This is a genomic window from Streptomyces cyaneochromogenes (assembly GCF_003963535.1).
GTDB lineage: Bacteria > Actinomycetota > Actinomycetes > Streptomycetales > Streptomycetaceae > Streptomyces > Streptomyces shaanxiensis.
Window position 1 is genome coordinate 7,830,553 of the sequence record NZ_CP034539.1, and the last position, 14,708, is coordinate 7,845,260.

Here is a 14,708-nt window from a genome sequence, read left to right on the forward strand (position 1 = left end):
CTGGGGGGTGCCATTCGGGTGACAGGGTGACAGACCGTCAACGTCGCCTGGCGGCGCGGCTGCGACGCCACCCGAAAGGTCCGGGCAAATCCACTGATGTCGTACGACGTCCGGTACTGCTGTGGGTATGTCGCGGGCCGTGCCCGCCGCCCGTCGTGATGGACCAGGAGTGCCGGTTGATGTTCAGCCGCACTCCCGGAAGGATCCGGAAACTCTTGCGGAATGTGAGGGGCATGGACGCCTCCCTCCGAGGCCGGCGTACTTTGTTCCTGTGGGGTCGTTGTACCTGTTCCTGTGGGGTCGTTGTACCTGTTCCTGTCGCTAATTCCTCTCTCTGTTCCTGTACGTATCCCTCGGTTACCCCGACTTGGCGAACTGATGGCAGAACTTAACCGACTCCTCGAAGGTGACCGATGTCACCGGTTCGGCCGAGCCGAGCGGTACGGCGGCGCCTCCCGAATCGACGACGCGGGTGCCGTACATGAGCACGCCCAGGCCGTGCTCCTCGTCCGACGGGCAGTCGAACTCGACGCCGACGTAGGGGATGCCGTCCCTGGTGATCGGGTGGCCGAAGAACCGCTCAGTGGGCGCGTACCGCAGGCCGCAGGGCGTGGAGGAGGGCGGGCGGGTTGTCGACGGCCCAGGTGGGGTGGCCTTCGCGGCCCTCGGGGGCGTAGCGCAGGGGGACGGCTGTCCGGCCGGCGGCCGGGATTCCCGGTGGCAGCGGCACCCGCGTCGTCCACGCGAAGTCGTCCCAGAAGAAGTCGGTCCGTCTCATGGTGCGGGGCACTCCGGCGTGATGGTCGGGGATCGGGATGTCTTGCCTCTCCATCCCCTTGTGGAGTGCCGGCAGTCACCCGACCGGGAGGAGTCTCACTGTGCGCGTCAGGGACGACGTACGAAGGCCGGCTCGGCACCCAGGGTGCCGAGCCGGCCTTTCCGTAGTCCAGGACCTCGTGGGCGTCAGTCCGTGCCGGACTCCATCGCGGCGCGGTCCAGCAGCGCGTCCTCCTCGGAGACCTCGCCCCGGGAGGCGATGGCCTCGGCGCCGCCCTCCGGCAGCTCCGGCATGGTGCCGATGAGGCCGGTCGCGGCGGCCTGGGAGGCGCCGACGGTGGGGCTGCCGGTGCCGATCAGGCCGAGGCCGACGTACTGCTCCAGCTTGGCGCGCGAGTCGGCGATGTCCAGGTTGCGCATGGTGAGCTGGCCGATCCGGTCGACCGGGCCGAAGGCCGAGTCCTCGGTGCGCTCCATGGAGAGCTTGTCCGGGTGGTAGCTGAACGCCGAGCCCTTGGTGTCGAGGATCGAGTAGTCCTCGCCGCGGCGCAGGCGCAGGGTGACCTCACCCGTGACCGCCGCGCCGACCCAGCGCTGCAGCGACTCGCGGATCATCAGCGCCTGCGGGTCCAGCCAGCGGCCCTCGTACATCAGGCGGCCGAGACGCCGGCCCTCGTTGTGGTACTGGGCGAGGGTGTCCTCGTTGTGGATCGCGTTCACGAGGCGCTCGTACGCCGCGTGCAGCAGGGCCATGCCGGGCGCCTCGTAGATGCCGCGGCTCTTGGCCTCGATGATCCGGTTCTCGATCTGGTCCGACATGCCGAGGCCGTGTCGGCCGCCGATGGCGTTGGCCTCCATCACCAGGTCGACGGGGGAGGCGAACTCCTTGCCGTTGATGGTGACAGGGCGGCCCTGCTCGAAGCCGATCGTCACGTCCTCGGCGGCGATCTCGATGGACGGGTCCCAGAACCGCACGCCCATGATCGGCTCGACGGTCTCGATCCCGGTGTCCAGGTGCTCCAGGGTCTTGGCCTCGTGGGTGGCGCCCCAGATGTTGGCGTCGGTGGAGTAGGCCTTCTCCGTGGCGTCCCGGTAGGGCAGGCCGTGGGCGACCAGCCACTCCGACATCTCCTTGCGGCCGCCGAGCTCGGTCACGAAGTTCGCGTCCAGCCAGGGCTTGTAGATCCGCAGGTGGGGGTTGGCGAGCAGGCCGTAGCGGTAGAACCGCTCGATGTCGTTGCCCTTGTACGTCGAGCCGTCGCCCCAGATCTGGACGTTGTCCTCGAGCATCGCCCGCACCAGCAGCGTGCCGGTGACGGCGCGGCCCAGCGGCGTGGTGTTGAAGTACGCCCGCCCGCCGGAACGGATGTGGAACGCGCCGCACGTCAGCGCGGCCAGACCCTCCTCGACCAGGGCGGCGCGGCAGTCGACCAGGCGCGCGATCTCGGCGCCGTAGGTCTTGGCGCGGCCGGGCACCGATGCGATGTCGGGCTCGTCGTACTGGCCGATGTCGGCGGTGTAGGTGCACGGGACGGCGCCCTTGTCGCGCATCCAGGCGACCGCGACGGAGGTGTCGAGACCGCCCGAGAAGGCGATGCCGACGCGCTCGCCGGTGGGCAGGGAGGTGAGGACCTTGGACATAGGAAGAGTATGCATCAAGACGCATGGTCATGCAAAGGGGGCATGTCGAAGCCCCGGGACATGACCATCCCGGCCCCATGTACTAGAGTTATCTCGACATCGAGATATCTGCCGAGGCGTACCGCAGCCGCACGCCGTCGCCAGTCTGGCAGTAAGGCATGCCTAACTTAGCCTTACCTTAGCGGATCGGCCAAGACGGCGTGGCGGCAGGATGCGGTGGTAAGCGCACAGAAATGAAGGAGACTGTCGTGTCGGCGAACAGCTTCGACGCCCGCAGCACGCTGCAGGTGGGCGACGAGTCGTACGAGATCTTCCGGCTGGACAAGGTCGAGGGCGCCGCGCGCCTTCCCTACAGCCTGAAGGTGCTGCTGGAGAACCTCCTCCGCACCGAGGACGGCGCGAACATCACCGCCGACCACATCCGCGCCCTCGGCAGCTGGGACTCCCAGGCCCAGCCGTCGCAGGAGATCCAGTTCACGCCGGCCCGCGTGATCATGCAGGACTTCACCGGCGTTCCCTGTGTCGTGGACCTCGCCACCATGCGTGAGGCCGTCAAGGCGCTCGGCGGCGACCCGGCGAAGGTCAACCCGCTCTCCCCGGCCGAGATGGTCATCGACCACTCCGTCATCGCCGACAAGTTCGGCACGAACGACGCCTTCAAGCAGAACGTCGACCTGGAGTACGGCCGCAACAAGGAGCGCTACCAGTTCCTGCGCTGGGGCCAGACCGCCTTCGACGACTTCAAGGTCGTCCCGCCCGGCACCGGCATCGTCCACCAGGTGAACATCGAGCACCTGGCGCGCACGGTCATGGTCCGTAACGGCCAGGCGTACCCCGACACCCTCGTCGGCACCGACTCGCACACCACCATGGTCAACGGCCTCGGCGTCCTCGGCTGGGGCGTCGGCGGCATCGAGGCCGAGGCCGCGATGCTCGGCCAGCCGGTCTCCATGCTCATCCCGCGTGTCGTCGGCTTCAAGCTGACCGGTGAGCTGCCCACCGGCACCACCGCCACCGACCTAGTGCTCACCATCACCGAGATGCTGCGCAAGCACGGCGTCGTCGGCAAGTTCGTCGAGTTCTACGGCGAGGGCGTCGCCGCCACCTCCCTGGCGAACCGCGCCACCATCGGCAACATGTCGCCGGAGTTCGGCTCCACCGCCGCGATCTTCCCGATCGACGGCGAGACCCTGAACTACCTCAAGCTCACCGGCCGCTCCGAGCAGCAGGTCGCGCTCGTCGAGGCGTACGCCAAGGAGCAGGGCCTCTGGCTGGACCCGAAGGCCGAGCCGGACTTCTCCGAGAAGCTGGAGCTGGACCTGTCGACGGTCGTCCCGTCGATCGCCGGCCCGAAGCGTCCGCAGGACCGTATCGTCCTCGCCAACGCCGCCCAGCAGTTCGCCCAGGACGTCCGCAACTACGTCGACGACGTCGACGAGGCGGGCAAGGAGTCCTTCCCGGCCTCCGACGCCCCGGCCGTCTCGCCCAACGGCGCCCCGTCCAACCCGGTCACCGTGACCGCCCCCGACGGCTCGACGTACGAGATCGACCACGGCGCGGTGACGGTCGCGGCCATCACCTCCTGCACCAACACCTCCAACCCGTACGTCATGGTCGCCGCCGCGCTCGTCGCGAAGAAGGCCGTGGAGAAGGGCCTGACCCGCAAGCCGTGGGTCAAGACCACCCTCGCCCCGGGTTCGAAGGTCGTCACCGACTACTTCGACAAGGCCGGTCTGACGCCGTACCTGGACAAGGTCGGCTTCAACCTCGTCGGCTACGGCTGCACCACCTGCATCGGCAACTCCGGCCCGCTGCCGGAGGAGGTCTCCAAGGCCGTCAACGACCACGACCTCGCGGTCACCTCGGTCCTCTCCGGCAACCGGAACTTCGAGGGCCGTATCAACCCCGACGTCAAGATGAACTACCTGGCCTCCCCGCCGCTGGTCGTCGCGTACGCCATCGCGGGCTCCATGAAGGTGGACATCACCAAGGACGCGCTCGGTGTCGACCAGGACGGCAACGCCGTCTACCTGAAGGACATCTGGCCCTCCGAGGCCGAGGTGAACGACGTCGTCGCCAACGCCATCGGCGAGGACATGTTCTCCAAGTCCTACCAGGACGTCTTCGCGGGCGACGCCCAGTGGCAGGCCCTCTCCATCCCCACCGGCGACACCTTCGAGTGGGACGCGGAGTCGACGTACGTCCGCAAGCCCCCGTACTTCGAGGGCATGACGATGGAGATCACGCCGGTCTCCGACATCTCCGGTGCCCGCGTCCTGGCCAAGCTCGGCGACTCGGTCACCACCGACCACATCTCGCCCGCCGGTGCCATCAAGGCCGACACCCCGGCCGGCCAGTACCTCACGGAGCACGGCGTCGAGCGCCGCGACTTCAACTCCTACGGCTCGCGCCGTGGTAACCACGAGGTCATGATCCGCGGCACGTTCGCCAACATCCGCCTGCGCAACCAGATCGCGCCGGGCACCGAGGGCGGCTACACCCGCGACTTCACCCAGGCCGACGCCCCGGTGAGCTTCATCTACGACGCCTCGCAGAACTACCAGGCCGCCGGCATCCCGCTGGTCATCCTGGGCGGCAAGGAGTACGGCTCCGGCTCGTCCCGTGACTGGGCGGCCAAGGGCACGGCCCTGCTCGGCGTCAAGGCCGTCATCACCGAGTCGTACGAGCGCATCCACCGCTCGAACCTCATCGGCATGGGCGTCCTGCCGCTGCAGTTCCCGGCCGGCCAGTCGGCCGACTCGCTCGGCCTGACCGGCGAGGAGACCTTCTCCATCACCGGCATCACCGAGCTCAACGAGGGCACCACCCCGAGCACGGTGAAGGTCACCACCGACACCGGTGTCGAGTTCGACGCGGTCGTCCGCATCGACACCCCCGGTGAGGCCGACTACTACCGCAACGGCGGCATCATGCAGTACGTGCTGCGCAGCCTGATCCGCAATTGATGTGCCCCTTGGCGTGAACGCCTAAGGATTCCGGCCGTCGCCCGTCATCGGGCGGCGGCCGGTGCTGCACGCAACCGAGCGCCAGTTGCCTGGCCCCTTGCCTCCGAGCGGAGACTGCGCGTGCCTTTGATATCCGTGTCGCCCATCCGGCGTGCACGGGCCTCGATTTCGATCGAGGCGACGCGATCTGCGTGCTCAGTGTGTCCGCAGTGAACACAAGAGAATTCTCGTCCACAACGGAGACGGTTCCTGGGATCGCGCTTGTTGCAAGAAGGGCATGTCTGGGACGTTCCCTGCGGGGGGACTGGCCGTAGATCGCTCCCGTACAGGGCACACTTGTACGCCAGTTGGCGACGGCGTTCGCCGGGAGCGTTATCCAAGATGCCTCTGTTGAGCCCCGCTTTTTGATTCCTGTTCTTTTTCCCTCCTGCGGCCTGAGACCGGCTGGCCGACGCCGCCATGTTCCTCACGCGCAAGTCTTCGATTCCGACGAATCCGTGGCTCTTGGACAGGTCGGTGGTCAACTTGTGGGTGAAGTCCAGTCTTCTTCTTGCTTGCCTCGCCCGGAGCGCTCCGATCGCGGCAATGGTGCGCATCAATCGATTTGACCGCGCACCGCCGTTGCGCTTCTCGGCATATGCGAGTTGGCGCTCCTTCCGTTGTTCCAGAGCTGTGAGGCGTCTCTCCTCACCAGGCGTCAGCGTGGGGCGCATGAACCGCCCCGCTGGCTCAGTGGACACCCATGCCGAGACGGAGACACCGAAGTCGACCCCGCAGCCGGGGCCTTCGTTGGGGGCAGTCGGCTTGGCGCCGGAGTGCACGCCAAGAGAGACATGCCATCCAAGTCCGTCGCGGGCGATCGTCGCGTTGCGAATGGTTCCGCCCAGCGCCCGGGAGAGCCGGATCCTCAGCCAACCCAGGACCGGGAAGCGGACCTCCGCCCAATGCCTGTTGAGCTTGCGAAACCGCACGGCCTGACCGGTGAAGGGAATACCGATCCGATCGCCACGACGCTTGAAAACAGGAGGGCCCGCCGGATGATCAGGATTGGCCATGTTGGCGAACGCTCGGTCGAGGCGGCGCAGGATCTGTTGCCCGGACTGGGCCGGGAGGTCACGGATCCAATTGACGGAGGGGTCGGGGTCGTTACGGATCTCGGTCAACAGGACGCATTGCTCTGTGGACCACACCCAACTCCCGTCATGCTTGCGGCCGACCATCAGACGGTGGTCCAGCGCGAGATTCCACAGCGCGCGGGCGTCGTGGTCCCAGTCGATCAGCATCTGTTCCTGATCTGCGCGCGGGTAGGCGCGGTACTTCCGTCCGGTGTCGGCCCTCATGGTCCCCCCCCGGTCGCCAAACGGGCTAACGCCAAGGTGGCGAATGGGTTACGGGATGTGTGCGATTCTCGATCGTTTGTCTGTGACTCTCGAACTCGTCGGCTGTGCACATGCGGTACACAGGGTTCCCTCAGCCGACAGGGACACGATCGGGACATGACTGGCACCGCTGGGTTCCGAAACGGCCGCGTCCGTGTGTTCATCGTCGATGACGAGCCCGCGCTCACCGACGTGCTCTCTGTGGCCGTCGAAGAGGCGGGCTGGCGCGCCTATCCGGCGATGGACGGCCAGAGCGCGCTGAAGGTCGCCCGCGGCTGCGCGCTGCACGTCGTCGTGCTCGACGGGATGCTGCCCGACCTGGACGGCCACCAGGCGCTGCGCCGCCTGCGGCAGGAGAACCCGAAGCTGCCCGTCCTCACCTCCTGGCCAACGCGCGGGTGCACACACCGGCGGGCACGACTGTCGTGGCCACGGTGGAGGCGGGGAACGGATCGGGTGGGAAGGGGAACCGTTCCGGTGTGACGGGGAACCGTTCCGGTGTGACGGGGAACCGCTCCGGTGTGACGGGGAACCGCTCCGGTGTGACGGGGAACCGTTCCGGTGTGGCGGGGGACCGCTCCGGCGTCGTGATCCGCATCCGCGACGACGGCCCGGGCATCCCGCCCGCCTTCCTCCCCACCGTCTTCGAACGCTTCACCCGCGCCGACACCTCCCGCGCCCGCAGCGGCCCGCACGACGGGGGATCCGGTCTGGGCCTCGCCATCGTGGCGGCGATCGTCTCCGCGCACGGCGGCCGCATCGACGTCGAGAGCGAGCCCGGTCGCACGGAGTTCACGATCGAACTGCCGCCCGTGGACGCCGAACCGCCGCCGCTGGACACCCTGTCGGGCCCGTCCGCTCCGGCACCGGCGCGATCCCCGCGGACGCTCGCCGTTAACCGCTGACGGGCGGCGGCCCGTCCCGCAGGCCTGTGGCGCCTCGTGCGTCAGCCGTTTACATCCGCGCCACTCGGCGCTACTTTCCGAACCAAGGGAAGGTGGGAGCGCTCCCATACGGTGGACCGGAACCCGCCTGTGCGCCGCTCCCACCTCACCCGGCCGCACCGCGTCCGCGTCCGCGCCGGCGCATCCGCACGGCTGTACCTGTGCGGCGGCACCCGCACGGCTGCGCCAGCGAAGCGGCACCCGCACCGCCGCACCCGTACACACGCATCCGCACAGCCCGTACCTGAAGGAACGGACCCTCCTGTCATGATCCTGACAAACACAACGGACGCGGGCGCCCGCCCGCCGCGCCGATCAACCCTCCCGACCCGAGCCAGAGCCCTCTTCCTCGTCCTGGTCTCCCTCCTCGCGACCATCCCCGCCGTGGCCCTCGTCATGAGCACCGGCGGCGAGGCCGAGGCTCACGGCACCCCCATGAAGCCCGGCAGCCGTACCTTCCTGTGCTGGCAGGACGGTCTGACCGACACCGGTGAGATCAAGCCGGTCAACCCCGCCTGTAAGGCGGCCCAACAGATCAGTGGCACAACGCCGTTCTACAACTGGTTCTCGGTGCTCCGCTCCGACGGCGCGGGCCGCACCCGCGGCTTCGTGCCCGACGGCGAGCTGTGCAGCGGCGGCAACACCAACTTCACCGGCTTCAACGTGCCGCGCGACGACTGGCCGCTCACCCATCTCACCTCGGGTGCGACGGTCGACTTCTCCTACAACGCCTGGGCCGCGCACCCGGGTTGGTTCTACGTGTACATCACCAAGGACGGCTTCGACCCGAAGCAGACCCTCACCTGGGACGACATGGAGGAGCGGCCCTTCCTCTCGGTCGACCATCCGCCGCTCAACGGCTCCCCGGGCACGGTCGAGGCCAACTACTCCTGGACCGGAAAGCTTCCTGACAACAAGTCGGGCCGCCACATCGTCTACATGGTCTGGCAGCGCTCCGACAGTCAGGAAACCTTCTACTCCTGCTCCGACATCGTCTTCGACGGCGGAAACGGCGAGGTGACCGGCATCAAGGAGCCCGGCAACCCGACCGACCCGGTGCCCGGCGAGTGCTCCGCCGCCCGCCGCACGACCGGCACCTGGTCCGGCGGCCACCAGTCCGAGGTGACCGTCACCAACACCGGCGACGTCCCGATGCTCGGCTGGATGGTCGACTGGACGCTGCCCGCCGGCCAGAAGGTGGAGAGCCTCTGGAGCGGCAACGCGACCTACAACGGCCAGGCCGTGATGGTCCACAACGCCGACTGGAACGGCTCCCTCGATCCGGGGGAGAGCACGACGTTCGGCTACGTCGTCTCCGGCTCCGGCGGCGACAGCACGGCGACCCTGCCCTGCCGGGTGGGCTGAACCGCGGTCCGCGGCGGACCCGGTGGGCGTCGGACGTCGCCCGCCGGGTCCGCAGTCTGTCGACAGAGTGATTGACAGGAGAACGAACTGGTAACGGCAGGCAACTGTAAGGGGGTTCGCCGTGGTCTAGCCCATATGAAGATCAGTTTCTTGCTGCACAACGCCTACGGGATCGGAGGCACGATCACCACCACGTTCAACCTGGCCCAGGCGCTGGCCGAGCGGCACGAGGTGGAGATCGTCTCCGTGCTGCGGCACCGGGAGCGCCCCAACTTCACCCTGGACCCGAAGGTTTCCTTAACGCCACTGGTGGACCTGCGCCACGAGAAGGAACATCCCCTGCATCTGAGACCGGCAAGAGTGTTTCCGGTCGCAGAGTACCGCCACCACCAGTACAGCGAGCTGACCGACCAGCGGATCGGCGAATGCCTGGCCGCGATCGACGCCGACGTCGTCATCGGCACCCGGCCGGGGCTCAACGTGCACCTGGCACTGCAGGCACCGGAGCACGTCGTCCGCATCGGGCAGGAGCACCTCACCCTCGGCAACCATCCGCCCCGGCTGCGCACCGTGCTGCGCCGGGCCTACCGCCGGCTCGACGTGCTCACCGCGGTCACGGAGGCGGACGCCGCCGCGTACCGGCGCAGGATGCGGCTGCCCGGGGTCCGGGTCGAGGCACTCCCGAACAGCGTCCCCGATCCGGTGCTGCCCGCCGCGGACGGCACCGCCAGGATCGTGGTCGCGGCGGGACGACTGGTCCCGGTGAAGCGGTACGACCTGCTCATCGAGGCGTTCGCCCTGGTCGCCGCCGAACACCCTGACTGGCAGCTGCGCATCTATGGCAAGGGGGAGGAGCAGGACCGCCTGCGGCAGCTCATCCACCGCCTCGGCCTGTACGAGAACGTCTTCCTCATGGGTGCCGCCGCCCCCATGGAGGCGGAGTGGGTCAAGGGCTCGATCGGCGCGGCCGCGTCGAACTTCGAGCCGTTCGGCATGACCATCGTCGAGGCGATGCGCTGCGGCCTGCCGGTCGTGAGCACCGACTGCCCGTACGGACCCGGCGAGATCATCGAGGACGGGGTCGACGGCCGGCTGGTGCCCGTCGGGGACCGCGACGCGCTCGGCGCCGCACTGCTGGACCTCGTCCGCGACGACGAGCGACGCCGGCGGATGGGCCGCACGGCCATGGCGAACGCGCGACGGTTCGCCCCCGTCCCGGTCGTGGAACATGCCGAACGCCTGATGGACGAGGCGATGTCGGCCCGCCGGACCGGGCGACGGACCGCGCCGGAACGCGGCCGAATACGCAACGCCCTGGTGAGCCAGGGCTTCGCCGCACGCGACACCGCGCACGCCGCGGCCGCCCGCGCGCTGCGCACGGTTCGGAGGGGACAGCGATGACGACGGAGCCCGGCGCGACGCGTGACGCGCACCTGCGTGCCGACTGCACGATCGACGCGGACGGCCGGATCGCCTTCACCTTCCGGTCGCCGGCGGCCGCTCCCGGCTCCCGGCCGCCCCAGTTGCTGCTGCGGCCGCGCCCCAAGAAGGGGCAGCCCGAGAAGGTCCCGCACGCCCTCGACCTGGAGCCCCTGGACGACGGCCGCCTGTGCGCCGTCCTGGAGCCGAGGCCCGCCCTCGCCGAGGGCCGGTGGGACGTGTACCTCCTTGCCGAACCCGGAGCGGCACGGCAGCGCGTCCGCCCCGGGCTGCGTGACCTGCGCGCCCTCGTCGACGGACAGGCCCGTGACTGGCCGTCGCCGGTCGCCGTACGGGTGCCGTACACCACCAAGGACGGCTACCTCGCGGTGCGGGCCTGGCTGCGCACCGCCCATGCGGAGGTCGAGGGCATCGAGGTCACGGACCGGACGATGACGGTCAGGGCCAGACTGCACGGCACCACGCTCGCCGACGGGGCCGCCGTACGACTGCGCCTGCGGGGCGGGGACGGCGTCGTACGGACCCTGGAACCGAGGGTCGCGAGTGACGGCCGGGCGTTCTCCTTCACCGTGGACTATGGGGAGTTGGCCGTCGGACAGGGGAAGGGAAGTCGTGTCTGGGACCTCTCCGTCCAGTCCCGACTCGACGCCACAGCCTCTCCCGTCCGACTCGGCCGGCTGTTCGACGACGTGGCGGATCGCAAGGAGATCTTCGTCCATCCGGCGGCCCAGATCGGCGCTGTCGCCGTACGTCCCTACTACACCGTCGACAACGACCTCTCCGTGGAGGTGACCGCCGCGACGGCGTGATGTGTGTCCTCGAGCGGACCCGGTGGGCGTTGAGCCGTCGTCCACCGGGTCCGCGAGCCGGACGGACCCGAGGGGGAGAGAGGACCGTCCGGTTGGGGAGTGGCTTGTGTCTGCGCGAAGCCGTGAGGTGCGACAACGTTGTCGTGCAGTCTCCACACGACTCTACCGCCTCAACGGAGAACACAGTCAAGCCAGTTGGGTATCCGGCCGCTCCGGTCCCGCCTGGGGAGCGTCCGAGGCGCCGCCGTCCTTCCGTGAGGGCGAGCGGCTCGGTGCACCCGGGGTCACACCGGCCGCGGGCTGAAGTCCAACACGTCGCACAGCCAGTCCAGTTGACGACGGACGTGCACGGCGTCGCCGCCCTCGTGGCCGTTGAACGGATAGGCGTGGATCTCCTTGCGGGGAGCGGCGCCCGACAGTTCCGCATAGCGGTTGGCGGCGCCGTACGCCCCGCTCGGCGGGCACACCGTGTCGCGCAGGCCGACCCCGAAGTGGGCCGGTGCGTGGGCGCGCCGGGCGAAGGCGATCCCCTCCAGGTAGGAGAGGGTGTCGTACGCGGCCCGCTCGGCGCCCCGGTGCACGGCGAGGTACGCGGCGATCTCGCCGTACGGCCCCGCGTCGGTGAGGTCGAGTGCGCGCCGGATGCCGCACAGGAACGGGGCGGTGGCGAGGAGTGCGGCGAGGTCCGGGACGAGACCGGCGACCGCGAGGGCGAGCCCGCCGCCCTGGCTGTTGCCGACGGCCGCGATGCGGGCGGCGTCCACCCCGGGCAGAGCCCGCACGGCCGTGACGGCTCGTACCGCGTCCGTGATCAGGCGGCGGTAGTGGTGGTCGTGGGGCGACAGCAGCCCGCGCACCGCCGGGCCCGGGCCGCCCGGTGCCGTGGCGTGCGGGTCCGGGGTGGCACCTCCGCTGCCGTACTGGTCGCCCTGGCCCCTGTTGTCCATCAGCAGATGCGCGTACCCGGCGTTGACCCAGGTCAGCCGCTCGTGGGGGAGACCTCGGCCACGGCCGTAACCGGCGTACTCGACCACGGCCGGCAGCGGATCGCGCACCCCGGCCGGTCTGCTGAACCAGGCCCGCACCGGGTCGCCGGCGAACCCGCGGAAAGTCACGTCCCAGGTCTCGGTCAGCCGTAGCCCGGTGCGCACAGGGTGCGCAGACACCAACACCTCCGGCTGGGCCGCCTCCTTGAGGGTGTCGTGCCAGAACTCGTCGAAGTCGGCGGGCTCCTGGGGGTCCGGACGGTAGCGCTCCAGCTCCGCCAAAGGCAGGTCGAACGCGGGCACCAGCGGCCTCCGATTGTTGCGCTTGAAAATCTGAATGTTTCGACGTCCCGGTCTTCTCCGTGTGCCAGGCTCCTCAACTCCCCTTCCCTGTCAGTCCCATTGACAGCCATTACACCCGCCCCTAACCTCGCCGCAAAGTTGCCGGTACGAATCCGAAACTTTCGGTGCCACCGGGAGGCCCACCGTATGAGCACCTCCACCACGTCGGCTCCACCGCCCGGCACACAGGAGCCGCCGCCGACGAAGAACCCACCCCGGCGGGGCCGGCCGCCGACGCGCACCGGCTGGCGGCGGGCGCTGCGCCGGGACTGGCGGTTGTACTCACTGGCGCTGCTGCCGCTGCTTTTCTTCCTGGTCTTCCGCTACCTGCCGATGATCGGCAACGTGATCGCCTTCCGGCGCTTCGAGCCGGGCGGGTCGATGTTCGGCGAGGACTGGGTGGGGCTGCGTTATGTCGAGATGTTCCTCAGCGACCCCACCTTCTGGCAGGTGTTCCGCAACACCCTGTGGCTCGGCGGACTGACGCTCGTCTTCTGCTTCCCGATCCCGATCGTGCTCGCCCTGCTGCTCAACGAGGTGCGACGCCGTGCGCTGAAACGATTCGTACAGTCGGTTTCGTATCTGCCGCACTTCCTGTCGATCGTGATCGTCGCGGGCATCACGATGCAGATGCTCGCCACCGACGGCCCGATCAACCACGTACTGGGCTGGCTCGGCCACGACCCGATCCGCTTCATCCAGGAACCCGAGTGGTTCCGCACCGTCTACGTCGGCTCGGAGATCTGGCAGACCGCCGGCTGGGGCACGATCCTCTACCTCGCCGCGCTCACCACCATCGACGAGGACCTGTACGAGGCCGCCCGCATCGACGGCGCGGGCCGCTGGCGGCAGATCTGGCACGTCACCCTGCCCGGCATCCGGCCCACCATGATCACGCTGCTGATCCTCAACGTCGGCACGTTCCTCGCCGTCGGCTTCGAGAAGGTCCTTCTGCTGTACAACCCGCTGACCTACCAGACCTCCGACGTGATCTCCACGTACGTCTACCGGACCGGTGTGGAGTCCAACAGCTTCAGCTACGCCGCCGCCATCGGCCTGTTCGAGGCGATCATCGGCCTGGTCCTGATCACGTCCGCCAACCAGCTCTCGCGCCGCACAGTGGGGACCAGCCTGTGGTGAAGCCGAGTCGTTCCCACCGTGTCTTCCAGGGCGTCAACGGGGTGATCCTCACCCTTGTCGTGGCCGTGACCCTGTACCCCTTCCTCAACATCGTCGCCCGGTCCTTCAGCGGGGAGCGTCAGATCCGCGCCGGTGAGGTGACCCTGTGGCCCAAGGGGTTCAACCTCACCACGTACAAGATCGTGTTCCAGGACTCCATGTTCTGGCGCAACTACGGCAACACCGTGCTCTACACGGTCGTGGCGACCGCCGTCGCCATGGTGCTGACGACCTGTTACGCCTACGTCCTGTCGAAGAAGCACCTCAAGGGCCGCACCGCACTCGTCGGCATCGCCGTGTTCACCATGTTCTTCACCGGCGGTCTGATCCCCAACTACGTCCTGATCACCAGCCTCGGTCTGAAGAACAGCGTGTGGGCGATCGCCCTGCCCAACGCGATCAGCGTGTTCAACCTGCTGGTGATGAAGGCCTTCTTCGAGAGCCTGCCGACCGAGCTGGAGGAGGCCGCGCAGATCGACGGGCTGAGTACGTACGGCATCCTGCTGCGGATCGTGCTGCCGCTGTCCAAGGCGGTCGTCGCCACGATGGTGCTCTTCTACTCGGTGTCGTTCTGGAACTCCTGGTTCAGCGCGTTCCTCTACATGGACCAGACCGACCTCATGCCGGTCACCGTCTATCTGCGCAACCTCATCCAGGGCGCCACCGCAGGCTCCAACGCCGGTGCCGGCGCGGAGCAGCTCAGCCAGGTCGGGGCGAACATCCAGGCGGTCACCATCGTGCTCACCGCGCTGCCGATCCTCTGCGTGTACCCGTTCGTCCAGCGCTACTTCGTCTCGGGCGTGATGCTCGGCGCGGTCAAGGGCTGACCGGCGGGGCGCCGACGGGGAGCCGGCGGGGAGCGTCAACCCACTTACGGAAC

The 14,708-nt window shown here is 68.6% G+C and carries 13 protein-coding genes and 1 pseudogene; 8 read left to right on the forward strand and 6 right to left on the reverse strand.

Annotated features, from left to right (window positions below; all coding sequences use genetic code 11):
• Nucleotides 1–37 precede the first annotated feature (37 nt).
• The 4 genes from EJ357_RS35490 to argG all read right to left on the reverse strand — a co-directional run bounded on the left by EJ357_RS35490 (nt 38) and on the right by argG (nt 2,418).
• A complete protein-coding gene (locus EJ357_RS35490) occupies nt 38–235 on the reverse strand; it encodes a DUF4236 domain-containing protein (RefSeq protein WP_126395768.1) in 198 nt (65 codons plus the stop codon).
• A gap of 122 nt (nt 236–357) precedes the next feature.
• Complete coding sequence (locus EJ357_RS50805; protein ID WP_407698532.1) at nt 358–600, reverse strand: DUF6985 domain-containing protein; 243 nt, start codon at nt 598–600, stop codon at nt 358–360.
• The gene (locus tag EJ357_RS35495; RefSeq protein WP_126395769.1) at nt 581–778 is read right to left on the reverse strand and encodes a hypothetical protein; all 198 of its coding nucleotides are present in this window, start codon (nt 776–778) and stop codon (nt 581–583) included. The genes EJ357_RS50805 and EJ357_RS35495 overlap by 20 nt, the downstream gene beginning before the upstream one ends.
• A gap of 185 nt (nt 779–963) precedes the next feature.
• On the reverse strand, nt 964–2,418 hold the full coding sequence (gene argG / locus EJ357_RS35500; RefSeq protein WP_126395770.1) for an argininosuccinate synthase: 1,455 nt from the start codon (nt 2,416–2,418) through the stop codon (nt 964–966).
• 248 nt (nt 2,419–2,666) lie between these two features.
• On the opposite strand from argG, the gene acnA reads away from it, so the two are divergent.
• Nucleotides 2,667–5,384, forward strand: coding sequence for an aconitate hydratase AcnA (gene acnA, locus EJ357_RS35505; protein ID WP_126395771.1), 2,718 nt, complete (start codon nt 2,667–2,669; stop codon nt 5,382–5,384).
• A gap of 44 nt (nt 5,385–5,428) precedes the next feature.
• Here acnA and EJ357_RS35510 read toward each other — a convergent pair whose 3' ends face one another.
• A complete protein-coding gene (locus tag EJ357_RS35510; RefSeq protein ID WP_126395772.1) occupies nt 5,429–6,724 on the reverse strand; it encodes an RNA-guided endonuclease InsQ/TnpB family protein in 1,296 nt (431 codons plus the stop codon).
• Nucleotides 6,725–6,880: 156 nt separating this feature from the next.
• Here EJ357_RS35510 and EJ357_RS35515 point away from each other — a divergent pair, with 156 nt between their 5' ends.
• From EJ357_RS35515 to EJ357_RS35535, 5 genes and pseudogenes are all read left to right on the forward strand, one after another.
• Complete coding sequence (locus tag EJ357_RS35515; RefSeq protein WP_126395773.1) at nt 6,881–7,246, forward strand: response regulator; 366 nt, start codon at nt 6,881–6,883, stop codon at nt 7,244–7,246.
• Between the two features lie 95 nt (nt 7,247–7,341).
• A pseudogene (locus tag EJ357_RS50810) lies at nt 7,342–7,668 on the forward strand (sensor histidine kinase); the annotation flags it as partial.
• 306 nt (nt 7,669–7,974) lie between these two features.
• Complete coding sequence (locus tag EJ357_RS35525; protein ID WP_126395774.1) at nt 7,975–9,072, forward strand: lytic polysaccharide monooxygenase auxiliary activity family 9 protein; 1,098 nt, start codon at nt 7,975–7,977, stop codon at nt 9,070–9,072.
• Between the two features lie 135 nt (nt 9,073–9,207).
• The gene (locus EJ357_RS35530; RefSeq protein WP_126395775.1) at nt 9,208–10,473 is read left to right on the forward strand and encodes a glycosyltransferase family 4 protein; all 1,266 of its coding nucleotides are present in this window, start codon (nt 9,208–9,210) and stop codon (nt 10,471–10,473) included.
• Entirely contained in the window at nt 10,470–11,321 is an 852-nt protein-coding gene (locus tag EJ357_RS35535) for a transferase (protein ID WP_126395776.1), read from the forward strand. The genes EJ357_RS35530 and EJ357_RS35535 overlap by 4 nt, the downstream gene beginning before the upstream one ends.
• Nucleotides 11,322–11,605: 284 nt before the next feature.
• Here the strand turns inward: EJ357_RS35535 and EJ357_RS35540 are convergent, their stop codons facing one another.
• Entirely contained in the window at nt 11,606–12,610 is a 1,005-nt protein-coding gene (locus tag EJ357_RS35540; RefSeq protein ID WP_126395777.1) for an acetylxylan esterase, read from the reverse strand.
• A 186-nt stretch (nt 12,611–12,796) separates the two neighbouring features.
• Here EJ357_RS35540 and EJ357_RS35545 point away from each other — a divergent pair, with 186 nt between their 5' ends.
• Both EJ357_RS35545 and EJ357_RS35550 read left to right on the forward strand, forming a co-directional pair.
• Nucleotides 12,797–13,789: an ABC transporter permease gene (locus EJ357_RS35545; RefSeq protein ID WP_126395778.1), complete on the forward strand. Its 993-nt coding sequence runs from the start codon at nt 12,797–12,799 to the stop codon at nt 13,787–13,789.
• Nucleotides 13,783–14,655: a carbohydrate ABC transporter permease gene (locus EJ357_RS35550; protein ID WP_126395779.1), complete on the forward strand. Its 873-nt coding sequence runs from the start codon at nt 13,783–13,785 to the stop codon at nt 14,653–14,655. Before EJ357_RS35545 ends, EJ357_RS35550 begins: the two co-directional genes overlap by 7 nt.
• Nucleotides 14,656–14,708 lie beyond the last annotated feature (53 nt).